Origin of the sequence: Frateuria flava (genome assembly GCF_017837635.1) — a bacterium.
In the GTDB taxonomy this organism is placed as follows: domain Bacteria; phylum Pseudomonadota; class Gammaproteobacteria; order Xanthomonadales; family Rhodanobacteraceae; genus Frateuria_A; species Frateuria_A flava.
The window spans coordinates 317,156-342,432 of the sequence record NZ_JAGJRS010000034.1 but is presented as its reverse complement, the minus strand read 5'-3'; the positions used below and the strand labels follow the sequence as shown (position 1 = coordinate 342,432).

Genomic DNA, 25,277 nt, shown 5'->3' with positions numbered 1-25,277 from the left:
CTTACTGAATTTTAGGATCAAGGCGCTTTGGCATCGATCGACAACGCGTGGATGCCCTGGTCCATCAGTCCTTCCAGCGCGGCGTACACCATGCGGTGCCGCTTGATCGGCAGCACGCCGGCAAAGGCGGAGCTCACGATGCGCACGTGGAAATGGCCCTTGCCGGCGTTGGCGTGACCAGCGTGCTTGTGGCCCTCGTCGAGCACCTCCAGCGCCACCGGCGCCAGCGCGTCGGTGAGGCGCTGGCGGATCTGCTCGACCATGGCGCTCACGGCAGGGTCTTGCGGAACGGCTTGACCTCGACGCCCGCGTAGACGCCGGCGGCGACGTACGGATCGGCATCCGCCCAGCGCTGGGCGTCGGCCTGCGAGGGGAACTCGGCGATGATCAGGCTGCCGGTGAAGCCCGCCGGACCCGGGTCTTCGGACTCGATCGCCGGGAACGGGCCGGCCAGCAGCAGGCGGCCTTCGGCCTGCAGCTTTTCAAGGCGCGCCAGATGCTCCGGCCGCGCGCTCTTGCGCTTGTCCAGCGACTCGGGGACGTCGGTGCCGACGATGGCAAACCACATGGCGTGATGCTCCAACCGGGGAAACGGACAAGTTTAGCCCACCCGGACGCCGCTCACAGCCGCGCGGTCCCGCTGCGGGCCTACACGTTGCGGTGTGCTCCGCCCCGGTACGGTCGGCCTGTCCGGTTGCCGGGCGCGACGCGACGGTGATCGCGGCGGACTGCCCCGCGCGACACTCATCGACAGGAGAGCGACGCATGGGAGAAACCCCGAACGAACGATCCACGCCCTGCTCCGCCGGCCGCCCGTCGCTGCGCGCGCTATGGACCGACCCGTTCGGGCGCCTGGCCATCCGCGCGGCGCAGGTGGTCCTGGTGCTGCTGGTGGCGATGGCCGTGGTGCAGGCGGCCATCCGGCTCAAACTGCTGGTGATCCCCCTGTTGCTGGCGCTGATCGTGAGCGCGGCACTGTTTCCGTTGATCGCCTTCCTGCGCCGGCTGCACATGCCACATGCGGTGGCGGCGTTGCTCACCCTGCTGCTCGGTGGCGTGGGTGTCGGCGGCGTGATCGCGCTGGCCGTGGCGCGGGTGGCGGCGCAGTGGCCGATGCTGCAGTCGTCGGCCATCGAGGGCTTCGGCCAGGCCCTGCACTATCTGCACCGCGGGCCGCTGTCGATCAGCGAACAGCAGATCGAGCATACCCGGCAGGCCGTGGTCGACTTCATCACCAGCAGCGAGTTCGGGCAGCATGCCATGGCGGGGGTGTTCACCACGATGGAGTTGGCAACCGGCTTGGTGCTCGTGCTGTTCATCCTGTTTTTCTTCCTCAAGGACGGGCCGTCCATCTGGCGCTTCCTGCTCCGGCCACTGCGGCCAGCGTGGCAAGCACGCGCGGCGCATGCCGGCGATTGCGCGATCGACGTACTGGGCGGCTACCTGCGTGGGACCGCGCTGGTGGCACTGGTCGACACCGTGTTCATCGGTGGCGCGGTGTGGATCCTGGATGTGCCGCTGGCGGTGCCGTTGTCGATCCTGGTGTTCCTGGCCGCGTTCGTGCCGATCGTCGGCGCGACCGCCACCGGCGTTATCGCGGCGCTGGTGGCGTTGGTCACTGTGGGCCTGAGCGCGGCCATCTGGGTATCGGTCGTGGTGATCGTGGTCAACCAGCTGGAGGGCAACTTGCTCTCGCCCGTGGTACTGGGCCGCTCGCTGCAACTGCACTCGCTGGTGGTGTTGCTGGCGCTCACTGCCGGCACGATTCTGGGCGGCATCGTCGGCACGCTGCTGGCGGTGCCGCTGACCGGCGTGGCCTGGGCGGTGGCCAAGTCGTGGAACGATCCCCTGCCCCCGCATCGGGACGGATAAGGCCGAGCCCTGCCCTGCCATCAGTCACGCACAGGGACGCTTGAAACAGCGGACGACCGTGCACACCTCTTGCGCTCACGCCATGGAAGCAGGGAGCGGGGGTATGTGGTCGACGTTCGTGGATGGACTGTCTTCGGTACTGGTGCAGCTGGCCACCTGGCTGGACGGCAGCTACGGCGCGGCCGTGATCGCGCTGGCAGTGCTGGTGCGCCTGGCGATGCTGCCGATGACGCTGAAGAACGCCGAACAGGGCTGGTGGCGGCAGCAGCAGCTGCTCGCCCTCAAGCCGAAGCTGGCACGACTGAAGGAACGCCATGCCGGTGATCCGGCCGCGCAGGCCCAGGCGATGCAGGCGCTGTATCGAGAGCATGGCCTGACCGGTGGCCTCGGTAGCGGTCTGCTGGTAGCGCTGGTGCAGGCGCCGTTGGGTGCGGGTATCTACGCGGCGATCCGCCAGGGCGTGGCCGGTGCCGGCTCGTTCCTGTGGATACCCAAGCTGGCGCGGCCGGATATGTGGCTGGCGCTGGTGGTGGGCCTGCTGAGCTTCGCGGCATTGCTGCTCAACCCGGCGATGTCCGAGCAGACGCGCACCTTGCTGCAGTGGTTGCCGGTAGTGATTTCGCTGCTGGTGGTGTGGCACCTGGCGGCCGGACTGGGGCTGTACTGGGCCGGGTCGAGCGCAGTGAACCTGGTGCAGATGGCGATGCTGCGGCGGCGCGTGCGGTCCCGGTTTGTGGGCGCGGTGTAGTTCCGCGCAAGGGCGCCCCCTTCCGCCCTTCGGGCACCTTCCCCCGTCGAACGGGGGAAGGAAGCGTCGTGCAGCGCGCTGTGTCCCGAGCCTTCCCGGTCGAACGGGGAAGGAAGTGTCTTGCGGCACCGTGTGTGCCGAGCCTTCCACCGCGAACGCGGAGGAAGGTGCCGACAGGCGGATGGGGGCGTTCCGCCTCAGGCTTCCGGGCGCATGTACGGGAACAGCAGCACGTCGCGGATCGAGGCCGAATCGGTCATCAGCATGACCAGGCGGTCGATGCCGATACCAAGGCCACCGGTCGGCGGCAGCCCGACTTCCAGTGCGCGGATGTAGTCGGCGTCGAAGTGCATCGCCTCGTCGTCGCCCGATTCCTTGGCCTCGACCTGCGCCTTGAAGCGCGCCGCCTGGTCTTCCGGATCGTTGAGCTCGGAGAAGCCGTTGGCGATCTCCTTGCCGTTGATGAAGAGCTCGAAGCGATCGGTGATGCCCGGATCGGTGTCGCTCTCGCGCGCCAGCGGCGAGACCTCCACCGGATGATCGGTGATGAAGGTCGGCTGGATCAGCGTGTGCTCGACGGTCTTCTCGAAGATCTCCAGCAGCAGCTTGCCCCAGCCGTAGCCCGGCTTGACCGGGACGCCGAGCCGCTTCGCATGCGCCGCCATGGCTTCGCGATCGCGCAGCTCCTCGCGCCTGATCCCGGGGTTGTGCTCCAGCACGGCATCTTCCATGCGCCAGCGGCGGAACGCGGGACCGACGTCGATCTGTGCCTCTTCCCAGGTCAGCACGGTGCCGCCAAGCACGTTCTGCGCCGTCTCGCGGATCACCGCCTCGGTGAGGTCCATGATCTCGTGGTAGGTGGCGTAGGCCTGGTAGAGCTCCAGCATGGTGAACTCGGGGTTGTGCCGGGTCGACACGCCCTCGTTGCGGAAGTTGCGGTTGATCTCGTAGACGCGATCGAAGCCACCCACGACCAGGCGCTTCAGATACAGCTCCGGCGCCACGCGCAGGTACAGGCTCATGTCCAGCGCGTTGTGATGAGTCACGAACGGCCGCGCCGTGGCGCCGCCGGGGATCACGTGCATCATCGGCGTTTCCACTTCCATGAAGCGGCGCGGCTCGGCTTCCAGCCACTTGCGCATGTAGCCGATGATCTTCGAGCGCAGCGCGAAGGTGCGGCGCGCTTCCTCGGTCACGATCAGGTCGACGTAGCGCTGGCGGTAGCGCTGCTCGACGTCGGCCAGGCCGTGGAACTTGTCCGGCAGCGGCCGCAGGCTCTTGGTCAGCAGGCGCAGGCTTTCCACCTTGACCGACAGCTCGCCGGTCTTGGTACGCATCAGCAGGCCTTCGGCGCCGACGATGTCGCCGACGTCCCAACCCTTGAACGCTTCGTAGGCCTCGCCCACCGTGCCCTGGTGGATGAAAAGCTGGATGCGGCCGGTGAAGTCCTGCATCTGCACGAAGCTGACCTTGCCCTGCACGCGCTTGAGCACGATGCGCCCGGCGACCTTGACGCGGCGTGCCGCCGCTTCGACGGCTTCGGCATCCTGGTCGGCAAACCCGGAGCGTAGATCGCCGGCGAAGGCGTCGACCTTGAAGTCGTTCGGGAAGGCCACGCCCTGCCCGCGCAACGCCTTGAGTTTCTCGCGGCGCTCGGCGATCAGCTTGTTCTCGTCGACGGGCAGATTTTCGGTGGGTTCGCTCATGGATGGTTCCGTGGCCGCCGGTGCTACCGGCAGCGGGTGTCTCGTGATGGTGATGTTCGATCAACCGTGTTGGCTTAGTCGAACACCTGCTTGACCGCATGCCTGGTTGCGTTCCAGCCATCGCGCGCGCCATGGCCGACGGCGATGCCGGCTTTCTTTGCGCCGTGGCCGATGCCAAGACCGGCTTCCTTTGCACCGTGACCGACCTTTTTGGCGACATCGCGGGTGGCGTGGCCGATGTCGCGCGCGCCATCGGCCACCCCATGACCGACAGCCTTCGCGTCCTGCTTGATGGACTGGCCGGCGCCGCTGTCCTGCGCGGCCACGCCGAACGGGGCCAGTGCAGCGCAGGCAAACAGGAACATGCCGATCGTCTTGCCGTTCATGCAGTCACCTCCTGAGGAATCGGGTCAGGCGTCGATGCGCTTGGCGCCGGCATCCAGGCCGGACTTGAGGCTCGCCTCGATGAACTCGTCCAGGTCGCCGTCGAGCACTTTCTGCGTGTCCGAGCGCTCAACGCCCGTGCGCAGGTCCTTGATGCGGCTCTGGTCGAGCACGTAGTTGCGGATCTGGCTGCCCCAGCCGATGTCGGACTTGCTCGCTTCCAGCGCGTCCTTCTCGGCGTTGCGCTTCTGCACTTCCAGTTCGTACAGCTTGGCCGCCAGCATCTTCATGGCGCGGTCGCGGTTGGCGTGCTGGGATCGCTCGGTCTGGCAGGCCACCACGACGCCGCTGGGCACGTGGGTAATGCGCACGGCCGATTCGGTCTTGTTGACGTGCTGGCCACCGGCGCCGGAGGAACGGTAGACGTCGGTCTTCAGGTCCGCCGGGTTGATCTCGATGTCGATGTCGTCGTCGACCTCGGGCGAGACGAACACCGAGGTGAAGCTGGTATGGCGGCGGTTGTCCGAGTCGAACGGGCTCTTGCGCACCAGGCGGTGCACGCCGATTTCGGTCTTCAGCCAGCCGTAGGCGTAGTCGCCCTCGACGCGGAAGGTGGCGGACTTGATGCCCGCCACTTCGCCGCCTGAGACTTCCATCAGCTCGACCTTCCAGCCGCGCGATTCGGCCCAGCGCAGGTACATGCGCAGCAACATTTCGGCCCAGTCCTGCGCCTCGGTGCCGCCGGCGCCGGCCTGGATGTCCACGAAGGCGTTGTTCGCGTCCATCTTGCCGGAGAACATGCGCTGGAACTCGAGCTTGCCCACGCGGGCCTCGAGTTTTTCGACGTCATCGGCGACCGAGCGGACGGTGTCCTCGTCGCCGTCGGCCGCGGCCATGTCGAGCAGCTCCTTCGCGTCCGAAAGACCCGCGGTGAGCTCGTCGATGCCGGTGACGACGGTGTCCAGGCGGGCGCGTTCGCGGCCCAGCTCCTGCGCACGCGGCGGATCGTCCCAGACCGTGGGACTTTCCAGCTCGCGGCTTACTTCTTCGAGACGCTCACGCTTGGTGGCGTAGTCAAAGATACCCCCTAAGCGACTCGACGCGGCCCGTCAGGTCCGCGATCTGCGCATGGATCGGATTGGTCTCGATCATGAAAACGTATGGCCGTGGTTGTGGCGCCCGCGCGGGCGCTGGCGAGAACGGCGAAGGATAGCAAAGCACCGCGGCAGCCGGATACGCAGCCGGCGCCGCGTGCTTCGGAAACCTCGTCAGTAGAAGAGGCGCGCGCTCAGTTGCGCCTGGGTAGCGCGGGTGTGCGGCCGCAGGCCGTAGTCGGCGCGGGCAGTGCGCGTGCTGTCGATCTGCAGCACCTCGAAGGTCAGCCGCAGCCAGTCGTGCGGACGCCAGTTGAGCGCGGCGGTAATGGCGTTGCCGTGCTCGCCCGCGTGCAGGCCCGGCGTGCCGGGCAGTTCGCGCGTGCTGAAGTGATCCAGCCGCAGCGCCGGCCGCCATGCGCCGCGGTTCCATCCGGCCAGCAGGTAGGCGGCGCGGTAGCGGGTGGTGAACACCCGATTGGGGACCGGCTCGATCACCGTATCGCCGTCCATCGCCTGCGCCAGCCAGGTGATCGAGCCGGTGTCGGTGCTGGCGCCCAGGCTCCAGAAGCGGGTGCGCCAGGCGTACAGGCGCTCGCCGCCTTCATTGGGTTGCCAGGCCTGCGGATCGGCGTGGTTGTCGTAGTGCATCAGGCTGAGCCGGCCCCGGCCGCGCGCACGCCAGGTGAGCTGGGCGTAGTTGCCCCACTGGTGGCCGATGCGACGGAACGGGTCGTAGCGCATCGGCGGCTGCTCGCCGTCATCGCGCACGTAGGCGTCCGGTTCGCGCAGGCGGCTGCCGATGCCGTAGGTCAGGTCGCTGAGCGACCAGCCGCGCACCGCCAGCAGGTTGCCCGCCGGATCGTTGCGCTGGAACAGCGCGCCACGCAGTTCCCAGGTGGCGTTCTCGCCGCGCCGTTCGATGCGTGCCTCGGCGCCTATCGCGCGCAATTCCTCGCCGACCCAGCTGTTGAGCGCCGAGGGCGTGATGGTCCAGGGGCTGGTCCAGCCGACCGCGTCGTTCTCCAGCGAGACCGGCGGAAAGAATGCGCCTGCCTGCACCGACCCGCGCCAGCGCGTCGTCGAAACCGGCCGCCAGCGCAGGTAGGCCTCCAGCACGTCGACGCCGGTGCGGTCGCCGTCCTGCAGTTGCACGCCCGCGAAGGCGAGCAGCGAGGGCGTGAGCTGCGCGGTGCCGACCAGTGCGGCTCCGCCAAAACGCGCCTCGACCTTGCCGCCGCCGTAACGCGTCTTGCCGAGCCCGCCCTCGACCCAGCCACGCTCGCCCGGCGCGGCGACCAGGCGGCCATCCACATAGCCGTGCAGGCTGACGTCCTGGGCGTGGCCGGCCAGCGGCGACGCCACCAGACAGGCCAAAGCGAGACGGCGCAGGCGGAGCCTCATGCCACCCCTGCCCGTTCGAAGGCAAAGCCCGCCAGCTCGGTGGCCGGCAGCGGACGGGCGATGAAGAAGCCCTGAGCATGGTCGCAGCCGATCGCCGCGAGCCGTTCCAGCGCGGCTTGGTCCTCGACGCCCTCGGCGGTGACGTGGAATCCCAGCCGATGGCCGAGTTCGACGATCGAACGCACGATGGTCTGGTCGGTCGCGTCGCGGGCCAGATGGTGGACAAAGGTCTGGTCGATCTTCAGCTCGCTCACCGGCAGGTGGCGCAGGTAGGCGAAGGCGGATTGACCCACGCCGAAGTCGTCCACTGCGATGCCGATGCCGAGGTCGGCCAGGCCTCTCAGCACACGGATCGCGGTTTCCGGCTCGCCGATCACGGCACGCTCGGTGATTTCGACGGTGAGCTTGTCCGGCGGCAGTCCGTGGATCGAGAGCAAGCGCGCGATACGCATCGGCAGCTCGGGTTCTTCCAGGTCGCGCGCCGAGAGGTTCACCGCAACGTTCAGAAAAAGCCCGCGCGCATGCCAGCGGCTGGCCTGGGCGATGCCGGCGGCCAGCGCCCAGCGGGTCAGTCGCTGGATATTGCCGGTGTCCTCGGCCATGCCGATGAAATCCTGCGGCGGAACGATCCCGCGGCGCGGGTGGTGCCAGCGCACCAGCGCCTCGACGCCGTCCACGCGACGCGTATCGAGTGCGAGTTTGGGTTGGTAATGGAGCAACAGGTGGTCGTGGTCGAGCGCTTCGCGCAGCTCGCCCATCAGCGACAGGCGCTCGGTCCGGTGCGGGTCGGTCGCCAGGTCGTAGAACGCCAGCGGACGGGTCGAGCCGGTGGCAGCGAACTGGGCGACCTCGCCATGGCGCAGCAGCACCGAGGCGAGCGCGCCGTCTTCCGGATACATGGCGATGCCGATCGCCGGCAAGGTATCGACGCTGACGTCCGCCTCTACATAGGGCGCGTTCAGGGCCTCGAGGATGCGCAGCGCCGCGGCGACCGCCTCGGTGCGGTCCGCGCCGGGTAGCCAGGCGACGAACTGGGTGTCGGTCGCGCGCGCCAGGTACGCCTTGGCGGCGACCCGGCCCAGGCGGGCGCCGACTTCGCGCATCAGCCGGTCGTACAGGCCGTGGCCCATCGTCTTGATGATGTCGGGCACGCGCGTGAGGCCAACCATCAGCAACGCGCCGTGGCTCGTGCCGCTGTCGCGCGCGCGGTCGATCGCGGCTTCGGCGGCCACCCGATTGGGCAAGTCGGTGACCTGGTCGTGCAGGGCCTGCTGGCGGATGCGCTCCTCGCGCTGGCGCACCGCTTCAGCCATGGTGCCGAAGGCGGCCGCCAATTGGCCGAGCTCGTCGCGGCGGTTGAGACTGGGCAGCGCGCGGTAGTCGCCCGCTTCGATCCTGCGCGCCGCACCAGCCAGCGACTCCACCGGACGCGACACGCTGCGCGCGGTCAGCCACGCACCGATCAGGCCGACCACCAGGCCCAGACCGAGCAGGAAGCCCCAGGCGATCACCACCGCGCGGAACGGCCGCAAGGCATCGCCCAGCGAGTAACCCAGCACGGCCACCACGGGGGCGCTGCTGCGCGCCTGGCTCAGCGGCTGCGCCAGCACCAGGTACTCGTGTCCCTGGATGCGCCGCACCGCCGGGTGGGTCGGCAGTTCCTGTCCGGCCAGGCTGGCGACGAGGCCGGTATGCCGCAGTCCCTGCGCGGCCGCGACCCACCCCGAAGCATCCGGCCGCACCGCCAGTTCGATGTCGCCCGGCAACGCGGACAGTTCGCGCAGGTGCGCCAGCAACGCATCGTCCAGCGGCACGTAGACGACCACCAGGCCGACCGGCTGCGGCGCGTAGATCGGTACCACCACGACCCAATAGGCCTTTGCCTGGAGTGCCACCACTGCGGCGACGCGCCGGTCGAAGGCATGCTCGACCAGGTCGGGAAAGGCGAAGCGCTTGCCGTTGGCGTGGGTGTCGGCGGTGTCCACCTCGACCACGCCGTCCAGCCCCACCAGTTGCATGCGCGAGGCGCCGACCCGGCGCCCGTGGTTGCGCAGCACAGAGAACACCGTGCCGTGGTCGCGCTCGGCAATGGCCGAGCGCAGCGCGTAGTCCAGCGCCATCACCTCCACATTGCCCGCCACGCGCGCGGAGAGGTCATCCATCTGCGTCACGAAGGCCTGCGCGTTGACCGCCAGTTGGCGCTCGCCCTCGTTGACCATTGCGCGGCGGGTCACGCCGTAGACCAGCGCAGCCGTCAACAGCTGGACCGTCACCAGCGTGGCGACGAAGAACAGCGCTAGGCGGAGGCGGAAGCCGACGACGGCGCGCATGGGCTCAGTAGTCCAGGTGCTCGCGATCGCTGAACCCGCGCGGATCGGGGATCAGCGACAGGGTGAAGTCGGCATGTTGCGCCTCGGTCCCCTCGCCCACCGCCGCTACCGCGCTGGGCTGCGCCTGGCCAGGCCGCAGTTGCGGATGCCACACGGTCACGGTGTAGCTCCCCGGCGGCAGCTGGTCGAACACCACCTGCCCCTGCGAGGGCGTCACCCTGGCCTGCTCGGACGTGATCAGCAGGTAGGCGATCATGTGGTCGTGAATGTTGCAGCCGACCGCGACCAGCCCGGGCTTGTCGAGCGTCGTTGGGGGCGAGCTCTCGCCCGGGCGCAGGAGAAACTCGAACGCCTTGGCCTCGGAAAAGGAATAGACGTGGTGGCGCGTGCCGTCGCTGTTGCGGAAGACCACGCGGTCGCCCGGTCGGACCACCTGTACGTAGGGGATGAAAGTCTCGTCGCGCTGGTCGACGTAGCGGGTTACCGGCGCGGGCACCGGCTGGGCCGACGGGCTGGCCGGGGTCACGGTCACTACCGCGTCGCCCACGGCATGACCGTCGCTGTCGCTGATCCGCACCACCAATTGGCCGGCCCACAGCGGGCCCGCGCAGCCGGCCAGCAGCCAAGCCAACCACAGTCGCCTGCGCATCACGCGCACTCCTGAATGTCCCCGGCGCTAGCCTAACCTATGCCTCCGCGCCCCCGTCAATGGGTGCCTGCCGGCGAACGATCCGTTCAATCCACGCCCATTTGCCGATGCGGGGTGCACCCTTACTTTGCTTGTCTGGCCGGCAACCACGCCTGGCAGGAGGGCACGATGATCGAACGCAGGGCTTTTGACACCTTGGGCGGAGCCAACCACGGCTGGCTCGACGCCAAACACCACTTCTCCTTTGCCAGCTACCACGATCCCGCCCGCATGGGCTGGGGTGCGCTGCGGGTGTGGAACGACGACACCATCGCCCCGCGCAGCGGCTTCCCGCCGCACCCGCATGCGGACATGGAGATCATCACCTACGTGCGCGAGGGTGCGATCAGCCACCGCGACAACCTGGGCAACGAGGGGCGCACCGTCGCGGGCGACGTGCAGGTGATGAGCGCGGGCAGCGGCATCACGCACGCCGAATACAACCTGGAGCCCGACACCACCTGCATCTTCCAGATCTGGATCATTCCCGACCGGCCGGGGGGCGCGCCCTCCTGGGGAGCCCGCCCCTTCCCCGCCGGCGAGCGGGCCGGGCGTTTCGTTGCGCTGGCGAGCGGCCTTCCGGGCGACCCCGAGGCCCTGCCGCTGCGCGCGCAGGCGCGCGTCCTGGGCGCCACGCTGCGTGCTGGCGAGCAGGCGGACTATCCGCTGGGCGCCGGTCGCTATGCCTACCTGGTCCCGGCCAAAGGTGCCCTCGAGGTCAATGGCGTGCGCATCGATGCGCGCGACGGTGCGGCCATCCGCGACGAGCCCGCGCTCCGGGTCACCGCGCTCGAGGACGCCGAACTAGTGCTGGTCGACGTCCCTGCCTGAGGCGACGCTCCGCATACGCGGTGCGTCGTAGCGTGCCGGGGCCCGCCGGAGGACCCCCGCATGCCCCAGCCAACCGGACGCCAGCGCCTTGGCGGCGCCGAGAATCCGAACGAAGCCGATGCCCGCGACGGCTTTTCGCTGTCGCGCCAGGAACGGGGCGAGGTCGAACAGAAGCGCCCGCCGCGGGTAGCCGTGCTGCACGAGACCATTCGCCTCGAAGGCGAGGAGGAGCTCGGTCGTGGCCTGCTCGCGCTGAGTCTCTCGGCGCTCGCCGCCGGACTGTCAATGGGATTCTCGATGCTGGCTCGGGGCCTGTTGCACCGGCATCTGGAGGGCGTACCGGGTGCCTTCCTCATCGAGAGCCTGGGCTATCCGTTCGGCTTCCTGGTGGTCATCCTTGCCCGCCAGCAGTTGTTCACCGAGAACACGATGACCGCGGTGCTGCCGCTGATGACGCACCCGAACCTGCGCAAGCTCGGCTCGCTGCTGCGGCTCTGGTCGGTGGTGTTCGCCGGCAACCTGGTCGGCACCGCGCTGTTCGCCTACGGCATCCTGCACATGCAGCTGTTCGACGAACCCACACGGACGGCGCTGCTGGGCATCGGCACCGAAGTCATGGGCAACACGCCGCTGCAGATGTTCACCAAGGGCATCGTGGCCGGCTGGCTGATCGCGACCATGGTGTGGCTGGTGCCGGCGGCCGAGCACGCCAAGATCGCCGTGATCGTGCTGACGACTTACCTGATCGCGCTGGGCGGCTTCACGCACATCATCGTGGGGTCGGTGGAGACCTTCTACCTGGTGTTCGCCGGAAGCCTTTCCTTCGGTGGGTTCGTCACGGCCTTTGCACTGCCAACGCTGGCCGGCAACATCGTCGGCGGGAGCTGCATCTTCGCGCTCATCAGCCATGCGCAGGTGCGTGGCGACCAGGCCGAGGAGGACGAGGCGCAAGATTCGGAGGGCGCTGGCGCGCACCGCGACCGATCCTGACGGCATGACCGATCACACGCCTGCCGACGCGCTGCAAGCCATCGATTGGCCAGCCATCCATGCCACGCTCGATGCACACGGCTACGCCGTGTTGCCTCGCCTGCTATCCACACAGGCCTGTGGTGAGCTGGTTGCGCTCTATCCCCGTCGCGGCTACTTCCGCAGCCGGGTGGTGATGGGCCGCCATGGCTTCGGCCAGGGCGAATACCAGTACTTCGGCTACCCGCTGCCCGCGCCGATCGGCGCGTTGCGCACGGGCCTCTATCCGCGGCTGGTACCACTGGCCAACCAATGGAACGAAGCGATGGGAATCGACGTGCGATATCCATCGACGCACGCGGATTTTCTCGCACGTTGTCGCGAGGCCGGCCAGTCGCGGCCCACGCCGCTGCTGTTGCGCTACGAGGCGGGCGACTACAACTGCCTGCACCAGGACCTGTACGGCGAGCACGTTTTCCCGCTGCAGCTGGCCGTGTTGCTGTCCGCACCCGGCGTCGACTTTGCCGGTGGCGAGTTCGTGCTTACCGAGCAGCGGCCACGCATGCAGTCGCGCGCCGAGGTGGTGCCGCTTGCGCAAGGGGATGCCGTCATCTTCGCGGTCCACCATCGCCCCGTGCAGGGAACGCGCGGCTGCTACCGGGTGAACCTGCGCCATGGCGTGAGCCGGCTGCGCAGCGGGTCGCGCTACACGCTCGGCATCATCTTCCACGACGCTGCCGCGTAGGCTCGACCTTGGCTAGTGCGGCGCGCTTCCGTATACCTGCCCCGCGCCCGGCGTGGAACAGGGTTCCTTCCGGCGCTCTGGGCGGCATGTCGCGCTGCTGGCGATTGGCCTGCATGGCCGACATCTTGTCGCCCAGGGATGGCAACAGCTTGGATACTGTGGTGTCCAGCTTGGCCATTGCGCCGACGGTGACATCACGGCCGCCCTCCGCCGCCGCTTCGAGAATCGCCTCGGCGACTTGTCGCCCAGGGATGGCAACAGCTTGGATACTGTGGTGTCCAGCTTGGCCATTGCGCCGACGGTGACATCACGGCCGCCCTCCGTCGCCGCTTCGAGAATCGCCTCGGCGACGCGATGCGGATCGATCATCGGCGAGGGAAGCTTCGGTTCCTGTGCCATGTAATTGCGTGCGTGTTGCGGATAAGGCGTATTGACCGCCGTCGGCTGGATCAGGGTGATCGACACCGGCGCCTCGTCCAGTTGCTCCACCTCCACGCGCAAGGCGTCGGTGAAGCCTTTCACTGCGTGTTTCGATGCCGAATACATGCCCTGGAAGGGCCGGCATCGTTCACCCAGGTGTCGATGCGGCCGAAGCGCTGGATCGCGGCTGCCGCGAGGTTCTGCAGTTGCTCCCGGTCACCGACGTCGGTAGGCACCGCGATCGCTTCGTGGCCGGCCTCGGTGAGCTGCTTCACGACAGCCTCCAGCGTGTCGCCGCTGCGTGCGGCAAGCACAACGCCTGCGCCCTTCTCGGCGGCGAGCAGCGCCGTACACAACCCGATGCCGCTGGAGGCACCCGTGATGACCATGACCTGCTGGTCGAGCGGCTTGAATCGGGCGGCCATGAACTTGTCCTGCGAGAAAGGTGTCGAAGCACAACAGGGAGCGATTCAATGGCGGCGAATGATGGGTGTGCCGAGAAAGACTGGCAGGCACCCGCGCTTCACCCGCCTACGCGGAAGCGTTGTTGCGCGATGGGTGGTCGTGCACACCTCGTTCACGCGATCGGTATTCACAATGATTTTCTCGCACGAACCTCTGTGGTCTTGCCTCGACACTCATCCCTGTCAGCCACGCGACCGGCGCTCTTCATCTGCCAGGCACGCCCACTGGATGAAGGTGAGCCGAATTTAAACTGCTCCTATCCGGCACTTGCCAGCCGGCGTCACCGCCACTACCCTCCCGCCGACTTCAGATTGATGCCCATCGCTCACGGGCATCTGCACGCGACGAACCGGAGGGGTCCGGATCGGCGCGACCCGGCAGCAACATCGCCGGATGGAACAACCGCTCCACGCGGTGACAATCCAGGCAGCAGCCGCCATTTCCGCAGACCGCAGACGGTCGCGATCCACAGTGCGCGCGCCAACGATCACGCCGGCTAATCATCAGCCAGCCCAACGCCACACTCCCGTGGCAAAGCGTCACGACTCTTGTTTCGGTCGCGACGATTCATCCAGGTGGTAACGGCCTGCCCGCCCGTCCACCGCAACGGCGCACGAGATGGAAGTTTCATCCCGCGCGTACAGCACGCTGGAGGCAGACAATGAAACTTTCCATGCTGTTGTGGCTGACGTCCGTACTGCCCCAGCCGATCGCCGACCAGGCCTGCCTGGCGACGACCGTGTATCTGGAGGCTCGCAGCGAGTCGACCATTGGTCAGCTCGCTGTCGCGGAAGTCGCTTTGCGTCGTCGCGAACGCGGCCGCTGGGGCGACACCGTCTGCAAAGTGGTGGCGGCGCCTCATCAGTTCGCCATCACGGCCACTCCCGGTTCTTACGACATCGCCAATTTCAAGGCTTTCACCAAGGCCTGGAAGATCGCCGGCTACTCGATGGAGAACTGGGCCCTGCCGCTGGCCCAGCGCCAGCTACTCGTCCCTCACGCGGATCACTTCGCCACCGTCGCGATCGCGCCGGCGTGGTCGCTCAACCACACCAGCACCACCATCGGCGAACACCGTTTCTACGCCGTCAATTGACCGAAGTTTCCGGCAGCAAAAAGGCCCTCGCGAGAGGGCCTTTCTTTTTGGACGTCTATACGTCTGGACGCTACATAGCGTAGACGTGGTCGCCGCGAACCTGCGCGTAGTCACCCACGCGAAGGCCCGGGTCCTCCTTCTGCGTCACCGTGGCGTACTGGCCATTGTCCAGCCGCACCGTGATGCGCCAGGCTGGCGTGTCGCCGTTGCCCGCCCGCTTGCCCACCTGGTTGCCGACCACGCCACCGGCGACTGCGCCGGCGACCGTCGCCGCCTTCCGCCCATCGCCCTTGCCGACCTGGTTGCCCAGCACGCCGCCGGCGACCGCGCCGATCACCGCACCCAGGGTGCCGTGACCGTTGTCCTGCACGTAGACCTGCTGGATGTCCTGCACCACACCGCAGTTCTGGCAGCGCGTGCTGCCATAGCTGGAGTTCTGGTAACCACCGTTGTTGTAACCGCCATTGTTGTTGTACGGACCCGTGGCGCAACCGCCGAGGGCGAGGCTACCCGCCAAAGCGGCGGCCAGCGCGACATTGCGTGATCGGTTGAACATGGCGCGACTCCTCGATGTGGGATGGGGTCGATGATCGCGTGCGGTCCGTCCATGGACCGCATAGATTGTGTCAGCCCGTTATTGCGCGTCGGAAACCGACACGACACCCTCTTGCACCTGGACGCGGTCGCCCGGGTCATGGTCCATCCGCGTCGTGCGGGTGACACCGTTGTATTCGTAACGCACGTTGTAGCCGACCACCTTGGTGCTGGAGTCGTTGACCGTCTCGCACTTGCGCTCAGTCGTGGACGTGACCTTGGCCTCCTGGCGGTTCTCCTGGATCTTCTTGCCGGCGTAGCCGCCCGCGACTGCGCCCGCCACGGTGGCCAGGGTCTTGCCCTTGCCGCCGCCAACCTGGTGGCCCAGCAGGCCGCCAGCGACCGCGCCGATCGCCGTGCCGGCGATCTGGTGCTGGTCCTTCGGCGGCTCGTTATGTGTCACCACCTCGTCGTGGCACACCTGGCGCGGGTTGTTCACCGTCTTGCGGATCGGGTCGACGCTGACCACGCGCGCGTACTTGGCGCCACTGTCCGCGCCCGAGGCGGTGGACGCGGCATTGGCCAGGCCGGCATCGGCGCTGGCGTCGCGGTTGCAAGCCGAAATGCCCATCGCGAGCGCCGTCGCGATCCCCACCTGAAGCGCATTGACCATCAACCTGTTCATGACTTGCCTCTCCTTCGTTTCATTCATCGCGGCGTAGCGGAAGCGCCATGCGTCCACCATTCACCTGCGGGACCATTGAACCTTCGCCATACTGAATCTGGCCTAGACATTTTTCCCTATGCGCAACCGAAGTGACGAACGCGTGACGAACCACTCACATCCGCCTGTCTCCCTGCCCGCCCCCTGGCTGGTCGACAGCCACGTGCACATCGACGATGCGAGCTTCGACGCCGACCGTGCGCAGGTGCTGGCCTGCGCCGCCGAGGCTGGCGTGCGCTCGATGGTAGTGCCGGGTATCGACGCGGCAAGTTGGCCACGCATCGACGCATTGTGCCAGCGGCACCAGGGTCTCTACCCGGCATACGGCCTGCATCCTCTGTTCCTCGCGCAGCACCGGCCCGAGCACCTGGATGTGCTGCGCGAGCGCCTCGGCAGCGGCAACGCCGTCGCATTGGGCGAGATCGGGCTGGACTTCTATGTGCAGGAACTCGACCGCGAGCTGCAGCAGTACTACTTCGAGCAACAACTGGCACTGGCGCAGGAATTCGATCTGCCGGTGATCGTGCACGCCCGCCGCGCGGTGGAAGAAGTCGTGCTCGCCCTTCGCCGCTTCGCTGGCCTGCGTGGCGTCGTGCACAGCTTCGCCGGGAGCGCACAACAGGCCGAGCGGCTCTACGAAATGGGATTCATGCTTGGCATCGGCGGACCGGTCACCTACCCACGCGCCAAACGGCTGCGCGGACTGGTCGCGAACATGCCGATCGACCATCTGCTGCTGGAGACGGACGCGCCCGACCAGCCGAATGCCGGCCATCAGGGTGCACGCAACGAACCGGTCCGTATGCTGGACACGTTGCAGACCATCGCCGAACTGCGCGGCGGGTCCGCCGAAGCTATCGCTGCCGCCACCACGGCGAACGCCTGTCGACTGTTCGGCCTCGCTCCTCCAGCTTCTCTGTAGGAACGCACCCGGTACGCGACCCGCGACACGGCGGGGCGCCCGTCGCGCACGTTTGCTTCCACCGGCACTTGCCTGGGTTCTTCTCCCGCGCTATTTTTGTTCACTGGTGAAATATGAGTTGGTGAAATGGCTCGGCTGGGCGATTGCATCGTGATGATGGACGAGGGGATCGGGCGGGTGAGCCAGGTCATCCCCGACATGCCTGCCGTCGAAGCCCGTCTCACCCGCCTGCTGCTGATGGTCGGTCACGCCTTCGACGACGCAGTGGAAGAGGCGCTCAAGCCGCACAAGGTCAACCACAGCGACTTCCTCACACTGATGATCCTGTACAGCCGCCCGGACGGTAGTTCCACGCCGGGTGAGCTTTGCGAGTACACCTCGCAGGGCGCCACCAACATGACCCGCATCGCCAACGCGCTGGTCAAGCGCGGGCTGATCACCCGTGGTGCCAGCGAGGAAGATCGTCGCCGGGTGGTGATCCGCATCACTCCCGCCGGTCGGCGTTTCGTCCAGAAGTTGCTGCCGCCGTTGTTCCCCCGCGTGAGCGCGGCATTCGCTGGCTTCAACGATGCCGACAAGCGTAGTTTCAGCCGCCTGCTGCGCAAGCTCGCCGACAACCTGGACCAGCTGGACGAGTCCACTTTCCCGAAGGACGCTCCATGAAACCTGCCATGCTCCGCCTTCGCACCGCGCTGGCCGCGGCAACGGCTTTGTCGCTGGCTGCCTGTGCCACGCCACCGGCGAAGCTGTCTGCACCGCAGCTGCGCGATGACGTTCCGCTCGCCGGCCTGGAAACCGCCACGCGCGCAGGCTGGCCGGACGCACGCTGGTGGCACGCCTACGGCGATCCACAGCTCGACGGGCTGATGGAACGCGCGCTGCGCCAGGCGCCCGATCTTGCACTGGCGCAAAGCCGCGTGCAGAGCGCCGAGCAGTCCGCTCGCCTGGCTGCTGCGCAGATGGGATTGACGGTCAACGGTAACGCCCAGTATGCGCGACAGCGCATGAGCGAGCACGGCCTGATACCGGCCCGGTTTCTCGGTTTCACCTGGTACAGCCAGGCCGATCTTGGCGTGCAGTTGAAGTACGACTTCGACTGGTGGGGCAAAAAGCGGGCGACGGTCGAAGCGGCACTGGACCAGGCGCATGCCGCCGGGGCCCAGCGCAGCGCGGCGGCGCTGGCGCTGCAGTACGCGGTCGCCAATACCTATTTCGGCTGGCAGGCCGACCAGGCACGGCTGGCGCTCGCCGACCAGTCGCTCGCCGCCGGCGGACAGTTGTTGCATATCGCCCAGCTTCGCGTGCATCAAGGCGTCGACCTGGCGGATACCGCCGAGCAGGCGCAGGCGCAGTTGGCGCAACTTCGTCAGATGCGCACCGCCATTGAGGGCTCGGCCAGGATCAACCGCGTGGTGCTCGCCTCGCTGCTCGGCGTATCGCCGTCGGAACTGGCGGACCTCAAGGCCCGCCCGCTGCCCACCGTCGCCCCGGGCCTGCCCGAACAGGCGAGCCTGGACCTGATCGCCCGACGTCCGGACATCGCCGCCAGTCGCTGGCAGGTCGAGGCGGCCCTCAAGCAGGCCGACGTGGCCCGCGCACAATTCTTCCCTGACCTGAGCCTCACCGCATTGGCCGGCTTGTCCAGCATCGACATGGGAAAGCTTCTGACCACCGGCAGCCGTGTTTTTGCGGTTACGCCGGCACTGCACCTGCCGATTTTCGAAGGTGGCGCACTCGAGGCGAACTACGGCCTCAGCCGCGCGCAGATCGACAGCGCGGTGGCGCAGTACCGCAGCACGGTGCTGGCGGCCGCCCGCGATGTCGCCACGCAGGCGCTGGGGGCCGAGCAAGTCGCTGCGCAGCGCGAGCAGCAGCAGACTCAGCTGGCCGCGGACGAGCGGCTGCTCGCCAATGCCCAGGCGCGTCTGCGCCAGGGCGTGCGCGATGGCCGGGAAACCCTCGCCGCCGAATTGACGCTGCTGCAGCAGCGTGACGCGGCCACCCAGCTCCACGCGCAGGCCTTGGCCACCGATCTGGCGCTGGTCAAGGCGCTCGGCGGCGGCTACCGCAGCGACATCCCCTCCGAAACCGCATCCAACGCCCCTTCCCCTGGAGCCGATCATGAGCGCCACTGAAGCCGACAAGTCCGCCGACAACGACAGCGGCCTGGCCGCCAAGAATCCGGCCAAGCGCCGCCGCGCACTGCTGATCGTGGCCGCGGTGTTCATCCTGGCTGCGCTGATCTGGCTGCTGTTGTGGCTGTTCGTGTTCTCCCACCGCGAAAAGACCGACAACGCCTACGTCGGCGGGAACCAGGTGACGATCTCCTCGCAGGTGCCCGGCACCGTGGTGGCGATCATGGCCGACGATACCCAGCGCGTGGAGGCCGGCCAGGTGCTGGTCAAGCTCGACCCGACCGACGCGCAGGTGCGCCTGGCGCAGGCACGCAGCGCGCTGGCGCAAGCGGTGCGCGGTGTGCGCCAGCAGACCAGTTCGGCCACCGGCGCCGACGCACAGGTCACCGCGCGCAGGCTGGAGCTGGACAAGCTCGAAGCCGACCTGAAGCGCCACCTTCCGCTGCTGGCCGCACATGCCGAATCGCCCGAGATCGTGCAGCACCTGCGCGATGGCGTGGCGCAGGCGCGCGCCGGCCTGGAAGCGGCGAAGGCGCAGGCCGCCGCCGCGCACGCCGCGGTCGAAGGCACCGACGTGGCCGAGAACCCCTCAGTGCTGCAGGCCCGCGCCAACTTCCGCGCCGCGTGGATCGCCGCACAGCGCAACGCCATCTTGGCGCCGGTTTCCGGATACGTGGCCCAGCGCAGCGTGCAGCTGGGCAACAGCATCGCGCCCGGCCAGCAGTTGATGACCGTAGTGCCGCTGCATGACCTGTGGATCGACGCCAACTTCAAGGAAGGCCAGCTCCAGCACATCCGCATCGGCCAGCCGGCCACCGTGGAGGCGGACATCTACGGCGGCGACGTCGAGTATCACGGCAAGGTGGTCGGCCTGGGCGCCGGCACCGGCAGTGCTTTCTCGCTGCTGCCGGCGCAGAACGCCACCGGCAACTGGATCAAGGTGGTGCAGCGCGTGCCGGTACGCATCGCGCTGGACAACCGGGAACTGGACAAGCACCCGCTGCGCGTGGGCCTGTCGACCGACGTGACCGTGGACATCACGGACGATCGCGGCCCGGTGCTGGCACAGGCGCCGGCCCAGCAGCCGGTCGCCCAGACGAGCGTGTACGACCGCCTGATGGGCAAGGCCGAGGACGAGGCCCAGCGCATCATCCAGGCCAACCTGCCCCGCGCCAGATAACCTGAAGGCCCCTCCCCATGGCCGCCACGCCCAACGACACCCAGCCGCTGCCGCCCCTGCATGGCGCGGCGCTGGTGCTGCTCACCATCGCCGTCGCGTTCAGCACGTTCATGGAAGTGCTGGACATGACCATCGTCAACGTGGCGGTGCCGCATATCGCCGGCAGCCTGGGCGTGAGTCCGAGCGAAGGTACCTGGACGATCAGTTCCTACGCATTGGCCAGCGCGATCATGCAGCCGCTGACCGGCTGGATCGCGCGGCGTTTCGGCGAGGTGCGCAGCTTCGTCGTGTCGGTGCTGCTGTTCGTTACCTTCTCGATGGTGTGCGGGCTGGCGACCTCGATGCCGCTGCTGGTGATCGCCCGCCTGCTGCAGGGCGCCGGTTCCGGCCCGATGGTGGCGCTCTCGCTCACGCTGCTGCTGTCGAGCTACCCGAAGGCGAAACAGGGCATCGCGCTGGCGCTGTGGGCGATGACCGTGGTGGTGGCACCGATCTTCGGTCCGATCCTGGGTGGCTGGCTGACCGACAATTTCTCCTGGCCGTGGATCTTCTACATCAACCTCCCGGTGGGCCTGGCCGCGGCGGTGATCACCTGGGGCCTGCTGCGCAAGCGCGAGACCAAAACGGCCAAGACACCGATCGATGCAGTCGGCCTGGGCTTGCTGGTGGTCGGCGTGGGCGCGCTGCAGTTCATGCTCGACAACGGCAACGACAACGACTGGTTCGCCTCGCCCATGATCACCACGCTGGGTATCGTGGCTTTGGTCTGCCTTACCTTCCTGATCGTTTGGGAACTGCACGCGAAGCATCCGGTGGTGGAGCTGTCGCTGTTCAAGGAACGCAACTTCACCGTGGGCGTCATCGCCCTGACGCTCGGCATGTTCGCGTTCTTCGGCATCAATGTGGTGTTCCCGCTGTGGCTGCAGGTAACGCTCGATTACACCGCCACCTGGGCCGGCCTGGCCACCGCGCCGGTGGGCGTGCTGGCTTTCCTGATGGCGCCGATCCTGGGTCGCAACCTGCACCGGCTCGAGCTGCGCGGGGTAGTGACGTTCTCCTTCATCGTGTTCGCCATCACCTCCTACTGGTTTTCGACGTTCAACAGCCTGGCGTCGTTCTCGTCGCTGGTGTGGCCGCGCTTCGTGATGGGCATCGCCATCCCCTGCTTCTTCATCCCGCTCAACCAGATCTACCTGTCCGGGTTGCCGCAGGATCAGATCGCCAGCGCCACCGGCCTGTCCAACTTCTGCCGCACGATGGGGTCGAGCATGTCCACCGCGGTGACGGTGACCCTCTGGCAGCACCGGGGCGAGACGCACCACGCCACGTTGACCGAGAACATCGACGCGACGCACCAGGCGGCCACCGGCTTCCTGCAGCAGACGTCGCACATGGGCCTGTCGCACACGCAGGGCCTGGGCCTGCTCAACCAGCTGGTCACCCGCGAGTCGCTGACACTGGCCGTGAACGACGTGTTCCTCGCCTGCGCGGTGCTGTTCGTGCTGCTGATCCCGATCCTCTGGTTTGCCCGGCCGCCGTTCGGCAGCGCGGGCGGCGCGGTAGGCCATTGACGCGTAGCGGCATGGGTTTCTTTGCTGCACCGGCGGGTGCAGCATGGATGTCTGGTGCAGCGCAATACGTTCTGCTAGCGTGTGCCGCATGGCACAAAAACTGCGCATCATCAAGAAGTATCCGAACCGCCGGCTCTACGACACGGAGATCTCCAGCTACATCACGCTGGAAGAAGTCCGTCAGCTGGTACTGGACGGCGAAACCTTCGAGGTCCGCGATGCCAAGAGCGGCGAGGACCTGACCCGCTCGGTGCTGTTGCAGATCATCTCCGAGCACGAGGAAAAGGGGCAGCCCATGCTCTCGCCCCAACTGCTCAGCCAGATCATCCGCTTCTATGGCGACTCGCTGCAGGGCTTCATGGGGCCTTACCTCGAGCGCAGCCTGCAGGTGTTCCTCGACCAGCAGCAGCAATTCCGCGCCCAGCTCAACAGCCTGATGGGGCAGACGCCTTGGTCGATGCTCAACGAGTTGACCGAGCGCAACCTGGATGCGTGGAAAACCATGCAGCGCGGTTTTCTTGACGCCGCCGCGCAGACGCCGCCGAACAAGACCCGTAAGGGCTGATCAGCTCTTATCAAACGACGCTCGTCCGTCAGGACGACCTTCGCCCCCTCTCCCTTCCGGGGAGAAGGTTGGGATGAGGGGCCGGGGCTCGCGGGGAGCCGCCCCATAGCTGCCCGACCGACAACTTCGTTCCGACCACTCCTCCGCAAGAACGGCCCCTCACCCCAGCCATCTGCCCGAGGGAATAGGGAGCCAGCCCCCCGTCCCCGGAGGGAAAAGGCCGCAAGCATTGCAACCCCGCCCCGCTTGCGGAACAGTTCGGCGATGCCCGCAACGGATCGCCCATGAGCAGCAAACCTTCCCTCACCCTGATCGGCGGCGGCCTGGTCGGCGCGCTGCTCGCCCAGCAACTGGCACGGCGTGGCTTTGCCGTGGACGTGTTCGAGAAGCGTCCGGATCCGCGCACAGCCGGCTTTGCCGGCGGTCGGTCGATCAACCTGGCGCTGGCCGAGCGCGGCCTCCAGGCCTTGCGCAGCGCGGGCCTGGCCGAGGACGTGCTGCGGCACGCCGTGATGATGCGCGGCCGCATGGTGCACACCACCGACGGGCGAAGCGGGCTGCAGCGCTACGGCGTGGATGACAGCGAGGTGATCTGGTCGGTTTCCCGCGGCGGCCTCAACATGCTGCTGCTGGATGCGGCCGAAGCCGCTGGCGTGCGCTTCCATTTCGGCCAGGGCCTGGTGGGTGTCGATTTCGACGCGGGCCGCATGCGCGTGGCCGATCTCGACGGCATCGAACGCGAGCTCGATGCACCGGTCATCATCGGCGCCGATGGCGCAGGCTCGGCCCTGCGCGCGGCGATGAACGCCCACCGTCCGCTCGGCGAGCGCACCGAATGGCTGGGACACGGCTACAAGGAACTGGAAATCCCGCCCGCCGCGCGCCTGCCGCCCGCGTTGCTGCGCGACGGCGGCGGTCGCGACCAGTTCGCGATCGAGCCCAACGCGCTGCACATCTGGCCTCGCGGCGGCTATATGTGCATCGCGCTGCCCAACACCGAGGGCAGTTTCACCGTGACCCTGTTCCTGCCCGCGCAGGGGCCGTACCCGAGCTTCGCCACGCTGCCGGATGCGCGCACAGCCGAGACGTTCTTCAAGGACGACTTCGCCGACCTGCTGCCGCTGTTGCCCGGGTTCGCCGGGGACTACGACGCCCACCCGGTCGGCACGCTGGCCACGCTTTACCTGGAGCGCTGGCACCTCGGCGGCCGCGCGTTGCTGGTCGGCGATGCCGCCCATGCCATCGTGCCCTTCCACGGCCAGGGCATGAACTGCGGATTCGAGGACACCGTGGTGCTGGCCGGATTGCTGGATGGCAACGATCCGGCCGAGGCCTTCGCCGAGTTCCAGCGCATCCGGCAGCCCAACGCCAATGCGATTGCCAGGATGGCGCTGGAAAACTACGTGGAGATGCGCGACTCGGTCGCAGACCCGCGCTACCTGGCCAAACGCGAGCTTGGCGCGCGCCTGGCCGGGGCGGTCCCGGATCACTTCATGGCGCGCTACCGCATGGTCACCTTTACTCACCTGCCCTACGCCTACGCGCTCGAGCGCGGGCGGGCACAGGACGTACTTCTGGAGCAGTTGCTGCGCGATTCCCCTGATGCGGCCTCGGTCGATCTGGACGCGGCCATCGCCACCCTCAAGGCCACGCTGCCGCCCCTGCCGCCGCTGCGCCATGGATGAGGAGCTGCTGAAGGCCTACTGCCGCAGCGCCTACCGCGTGCGGCTGGGGTCCGGCGGCGCCGCCATCATTCGCGTACATGAGCCGTTGCCGGTTGCGCTGCGGCCGCTGGCTGGCAACCGCGACTGGGGCTTTTTCACCGCCTGGAACCCGCATTCCAGGCCACAGCCGCCTGCGATCAACCGTGAAGCCCAGCGGCGGTTGCTCGCCGATTTGCGGGCCGACGCGTCACTCGATGTCCATCCTGCACTGGGCAAGGGAACTGACGGCTGGCGCGAGCCAAGTTTCTGGATCGTCGGCATCACCCCTGACGCGCTGGAGCGGCTTGGTGACCGCTACGGGCAGAACGCCTGGCTGTCCGGACATGGCGCGGGAATGGCGGAATTGCGGTTGCGCTGAAGGCGGGTGCTTCGCAAGACCTCCCCCGTCCGCCTGTCGGCACCCCTTCCCCGCACGCGCCTGTCCCACCGGGAAGGTGCCCGGGAGTCGCATGGGAGCCCTGAGCAAGGCCACCAAGGTGCGTTCCCAGGTCGCATGGACAAGCCGCGCACGCATTGCGGACAATTCCCCGGATGACTTCCGCCCACGCCATCCCGCTGCTGCAAGCACGGGGCCTATCCTTCCTGCGAGCCGACGAGCCGGTATTCGGGCCGCTGGACTTCACCCTGCACCCGGGCGAATTGGCGCTGGTCGAAGGCGACAACGGCAGCGGCAAGACCACCCTGCTCCGCCAGCTGGCCGGTCTGCTGCATGTCGACGAGGGCGAGCTGCAATGGCGTGGCCAACCCTGGAATCGCGATGCCTGTGCGGGCGAGGTGCTGTTCCTTGGCCACCAGCTTGGCCTGAAGATGGACATGAGTCCGCGCGAGAACCTGCACATCGCTGCCGGCCTGCATGGCGCCCGTGACGGACGCGACGCGGCCTCCGTGCTGGCCGAGGTCGGCCTGGCCGGGTATGAGGACGAACCGGTGCGCCGCCTGTCCGCAGGCCAGAAAAAGCGCGCCGCGCTGGCGCGATTGCTGCTGCTGCCAGCGGTGCTGTGGCTGCTGGACGAACCGTACGCGAACCTTGACCGTGCGGGCATTGCGCTGGTCAATCGACTGCTCGAGGCGCATGTTGCCGGCCGCGGCGCGGCACTTGTTACCAGCCATGGGGCGGTCAGCTTCCACGGTGGCGAGCCGAAGCGGATCCGCATGCATGATTGAGTTCAT

General features: G+C 67.7%; 27 protein-coding genes. 15 read left to right on the top strand and 12 right to left on the bottom strand.

Annotated elements, in window-relative coordinates:
* Nucleotides 1–17 precede the first annotated feature (17 nt).
* Both J7I44_RS16565 and J7I44_RS16560 read right to left on the bottom strand, forming a co-directional pair.
* Complete coding sequence (locus J7I44_RS16565; RefSeq protein ID WP_245188271.1) at nucleotides 18–263, bottom strand: BolA family protein; 246 nt, start codon at nucleotides 261–263, stop codon at nucleotides 18–20.
* 5 nt (nucleotides 264–268) lie between these two features.
* A complete protein-coding gene (locus J7I44_RS16560) occupies nucleotides 269–568 on the bottom strand; it encodes a YciI family protein (RefSeq protein WP_209623267.1) in 300 nt (99 codons plus the stop codon).
* Nucleotides 569–765: 197 nt separating this feature from the next.
* Between J7I44_RS16560 and J7I44_RS16555 the strand changes: the two genes are divergently transcribed.
* Nucleotides 766–1,872, top strand: coding sequence for an AI-2E family transporter (locus J7I44_RS16555; RefSeq protein WP_209623265.1), 1,107 nt, complete (start codon nucleotides 766–768; stop codon nucleotides 1,870–1,872).
* Nucleotides 1,873–1,975: 103 nt separating this feature from the next.
* Entirely contained in the window at nucleotides 1,976–2,620 is a 645-nt protein-coding gene (locus J7I44_RS16550) for a YidC/Oxa1 family membrane protein insertase (RefSeq protein WP_209623263.1), read from the top strand.
* 197 nt (nucleotides 2,621–2,817) lie between these two features.
* Here the strand turns inward: J7I44_RS16550 and lysS are convergent, their stop codons facing one another.
* The 6 genes from lysS to J7I44_RS16520 form a co-directional block, all read right to left on the bottom strand.
* A complete protein-coding gene (gene lysS / locus J7I44_RS16545; RefSeq protein WP_209623261.1) occupies nucleotides 2,818–4,326 on the bottom strand; it encodes a lysine--tRNA ligase in 1,509 nt (502 codons plus the stop codon).
* A gap of 74 nt (nucleotides 4,327–4,400) precedes the next feature.
* Complete coding sequence (locus tag J7I44_RS16540; RefSeq protein ID WP_209623259.1) at nucleotides 4,401–4,712, bottom strand: hypothetical protein; 312 nt, start codon at nucleotides 4,710–4,712, stop codon at nucleotides 4,401–4,403.
* 24 nt (nucleotides 4,713–4,736) lie between these two features.
* Nucleotides 4,737–5,862, bottom strand: a protein-coding gene (gene prfB / locus J7I44_RS16535; RefSeq protein ID WP_245188238.1) for a peptide chain release factor 2 whose coding sequence is annotated in 2 segments (ribosomal slippage) — nucleotides 4,737–5,786 and nucleotides 5,788–5,862 — 1,125 coding nt in all. Because the reading frame shifts where the segments join, the coding sequence is not laid out codon by codon here.
* A gap of 116 nt (nucleotides 5,863–5,978) precedes the next feature.
* Complete coding sequence (locus J7I44_RS16530) at nucleotides 5,979–7,208, bottom strand: porin family protein (RefSeq protein WP_209623257.1); 1,230 nt, start codon at nucleotides 7,206–7,208, stop codon at nucleotides 5,979–5,981.
* Complete coding sequence (locus tag J7I44_RS16525) at nucleotides 7,205–9,538, bottom strand: putative bifunctional diguanylate cyclase/phosphodiesterase (RefSeq protein WP_209623255.1); 2,334 nt, start codon at nucleotides 9,536–9,538, stop codon at nucleotides 7,205–7,207. The genes J7I44_RS16530 and J7I44_RS16525 overlap by 4 nt, the downstream gene beginning before the upstream one ends.
* 4 nt (nucleotides 9,539–9,542) lie before the next feature.
* Nucleotides 9,543–10,187, bottom strand: coding sequence for a cupredoxin domain-containing protein (locus tag J7I44_RS16520; protein WP_209623253.1), 645 nt, complete (start codon nucleotides 10,185–10,187; stop codon nucleotides 9,543–9,545).
* A gap of 168 nt (nucleotides 10,188–10,355) precedes the next feature.
* On the opposite strand from J7I44_RS16520, the gene J7I44_RS16515 reads away from it, so the two are divergent.
* The 3 genes from J7I44_RS16515 to J7I44_RS16505 are packed head-to-tail and all read left to right on the top strand — an operon-like array spanning nucleotide 10,356 to nucleotide 12,771.
* On the top strand, nucleotides 10,356–11,057 hold the full coding sequence (locus tag J7I44_RS16515; RefSeq protein ID WP_209623251.1) for a pirin family protein: 702 nt from the start codon (nucleotides 10,356–10,358) through the stop codon (nucleotides 11,055–11,057).
* A 60-nt stretch (nucleotides 11,058–11,117) separates the two neighbouring features.
* The gene (locus J7I44_RS16510) at nucleotides 11,118–12,047 is read left to right on the top strand and encodes a formate/nitrite transporter family protein (protein ID WP_209623249.1); all 930 of its coding nucleotides are present in this window, start codon (nucleotides 11,118–11,120) and stop codon (nucleotides 12,045–12,047) included.
* 4 nt (nucleotides 12,048–12,051) lie between these two features.
* Nucleotides 12,052–12,771, top strand: coding sequence for a 2OG-Fe(II) oxygenase (locus tag J7I44_RS16505; RefSeq protein ID WP_209623247.1), 720 nt, complete (start codon nucleotides 12,052–12,054; stop codon nucleotides 12,769–12,771).
* Nucleotides 12,772–12,783: 12 nt separating this feature from the next.
* Here J7I44_RS16505 and J7I44_RS16500 read toward each other — a convergent pair whose 3' ends face one another.
* Both J7I44_RS16500 and J7I44_RS16495 read right to left on the bottom strand, forming a co-directional pair.
* Nucleotides 12,784–13,293 carry a Rossmann-fold NAD(P)-binding domain-containing protein gene (locus tag J7I44_RS16500; protein ID WP_342451997.1) on the bottom strand — a complete coding sequence of 170 codons (510 nt, stop codon included), beginning with the start codon at nucleotides 13,291–13,293 and terminating at the stop codon, nucleotides 12,784–12,786.
* Entirely contained in the window at nucleotides 13,290–13,616 is a 327-nt protein-coding gene (locus J7I44_RS16495; protein ID WP_209623243.1) for an SDR family NAD(P)-dependent oxidoreductase, read from the bottom strand. Before J7I44_RS16495 ends, J7I44_RS16500 begins: the two co-directional genes overlap by 4 nt.
* A gap of 701 nt (nucleotides 13,617–14,317) precedes the next feature.
* Between J7I44_RS16495 and J7I44_RS16490 the strand changes: the two genes are divergently transcribed.
* Nucleotides 14,318–14,752 carry a cell wall hydrolase gene (locus tag J7I44_RS16490; protein ID WP_209623241.1) on the top strand — a complete coding sequence of 145 codons (435 nt, stop codon included), beginning with the start codon at nucleotides 14,318–14,320 and terminating at the stop codon, nucleotides 14,750–14,752.
* A 70-nt stretch (nucleotides 14,753–14,822) separates the two neighbouring features.
* Here the strand turns inward: J7I44_RS16490 and J7I44_RS16485 are convergent, their stop codons facing one another.
* Together J7I44_RS16485 and J7I44_RS16480 are read right to left on the bottom strand one after the other, a co-directional pair.
* Complete coding sequence (locus J7I44_RS16485; protein ID WP_209623239.1) at nucleotides 14,823–15,308, bottom strand: outer membrane lipoprotein; 486 nt, start codon at nucleotides 15,306–15,308, stop codon at nucleotides 14,823–14,825.
* 78 nt (nucleotides 15,309–15,386) lie between these two features.
* Nucleotides 15,387–15,971 (bottom strand): glycine zipper 2TM domain-containing protein, encoded by a 585-nt coding sequence (locus J7I44_RS16480; RefSeq protein WP_245188237.1) that lies wholly within the window; start codon nucleotides 15,969–15,971, stop codon nucleotides 15,387–15,389.
* A gap of 142 nt (nucleotides 15,972–16,113) precedes the next feature.
* On the opposite strand from J7I44_RS16480, the gene J7I44_RS16475 reads away from it, so the two are divergent.
* The 9 genes from J7I44_RS16475 to ccmA all read left to right on the top strand — a co-directional run bounded on the left by J7I44_RS16475 (nucleotide 16,114) and on the right by ccmA (nucleotide 25,271).
* The gene (locus J7I44_RS16475) at nucleotides 16,114–16,932 is read left to right on the top strand and encodes a TatD family hydrolase (protein ID WP_209623237.1); all 819 of its coding nucleotides are present in this window, start codon (nucleotides 16,114–16,116) and stop codon (nucleotides 16,930–16,932) included.
* A 126-nt stretch (nucleotides 16,933–17,058) separates the two neighbouring features.
* Nucleotides 17,059–17,595 carry a MarR family winged helix-turn-helix transcriptional regulator gene (locus J7I44_RS16470; protein ID WP_209623235.1) on the top strand — a complete coding sequence of 179 codons (537 nt, stop codon included), beginning with the start codon at nucleotides 17,059–17,061 and terminating at the stop codon, nucleotides 17,593–17,595.
* A gap of 8 nt (nucleotides 17,596–17,603) precedes the next feature.
* On the top strand, nucleotides 17,604–19,067 hold the full coding sequence (locus J7I44_RS16465) for an efflux transporter outer membrane subunit (RefSeq protein ID WP_209623233.1): 1,464 nt from the start codon (nucleotides 17,604–17,606) through the stop codon (nucleotides 19,065–19,067).
* Nucleotides 19,054–20,247, top strand: coding sequence for an HlyD/EmrA/EmrK family protein (locus J7I44_RS16460; protein ID WP_209623231.1), 1,194 nt, complete (start codon nucleotides 19,054–19,056; stop codon nucleotides 20,245–20,247). The genes J7I44_RS16465 and J7I44_RS16460 overlap by 14 nt, the downstream gene beginning before the upstream one ends.
* A 17-nt stretch (nucleotides 20,248–20,264) precedes the next feature.
* Entirely contained in the window at nucleotides 20,265–21,818 is a 1,554-nt protein-coding gene (locus J7I44_RS16455; RefSeq protein ID WP_209623229.1) for a DHA2 family efflux MFS transporter permease subunit, read from the top strand.
* An 88-nt stretch (nucleotides 21,819–21,906) separates the two neighbouring features.
* Nucleotides 21,907–22,383 carry a polyhydroxyalkanoate synthesis repressor PhaR gene (phaR, locus tag J7I44_RS16450; protein ID WP_209623227.1) on the top strand — a complete coding sequence of 159 codons (477 nt, stop codon included), beginning with the start codon at nucleotides 21,907–21,909 and terminating at the stop codon, nucleotides 22,381–22,383.
* A 284-nt stretch (nucleotides 22,384–22,667) separates the two neighbouring features.
* The gene (locus J7I44_RS16445) at nucleotides 22,668–24,068 is read left to right on the top strand and encodes an FAD-dependent oxidoreductase (protein ID WP_209623225.1); all 1,401 of its coding nucleotides are present in this window, start codon (nucleotides 22,668–22,670) and stop codon (nucleotides 24,066–24,068) included.
* Nucleotides 24,061–24,465 carry a DUF3293 domain-containing protein gene (locus J7I44_RS16440; protein WP_209623223.1) on the top strand — a complete coding sequence of 135 codons (405 nt, stop codon included), beginning with the start codon at nucleotides 24,061–24,063 and terminating at the stop codon, nucleotides 24,463–24,465. The genes J7I44_RS16445 and J7I44_RS16440 overlap by 8 nt, the downstream gene beginning before the upstream one ends.
* Before the next feature lie 173 nt (nucleotides 24,466–24,638).
* Nucleotides 24,639–25,271 carry a cytochrome c biogenesis heme-transporting ATPase CcmA gene (ccmA, locus tag J7I44_RS16435; protein WP_209623221.1) on the top strand — a complete coding sequence of 211 codons (633 nt, stop codon included), beginning with the start codon at nucleotides 24,639–24,641 and terminating at the stop codon, nucleotides 25,269–25,271.
* Nucleotides 25,272–25,277: the final 6 nt, after the last annotated feature.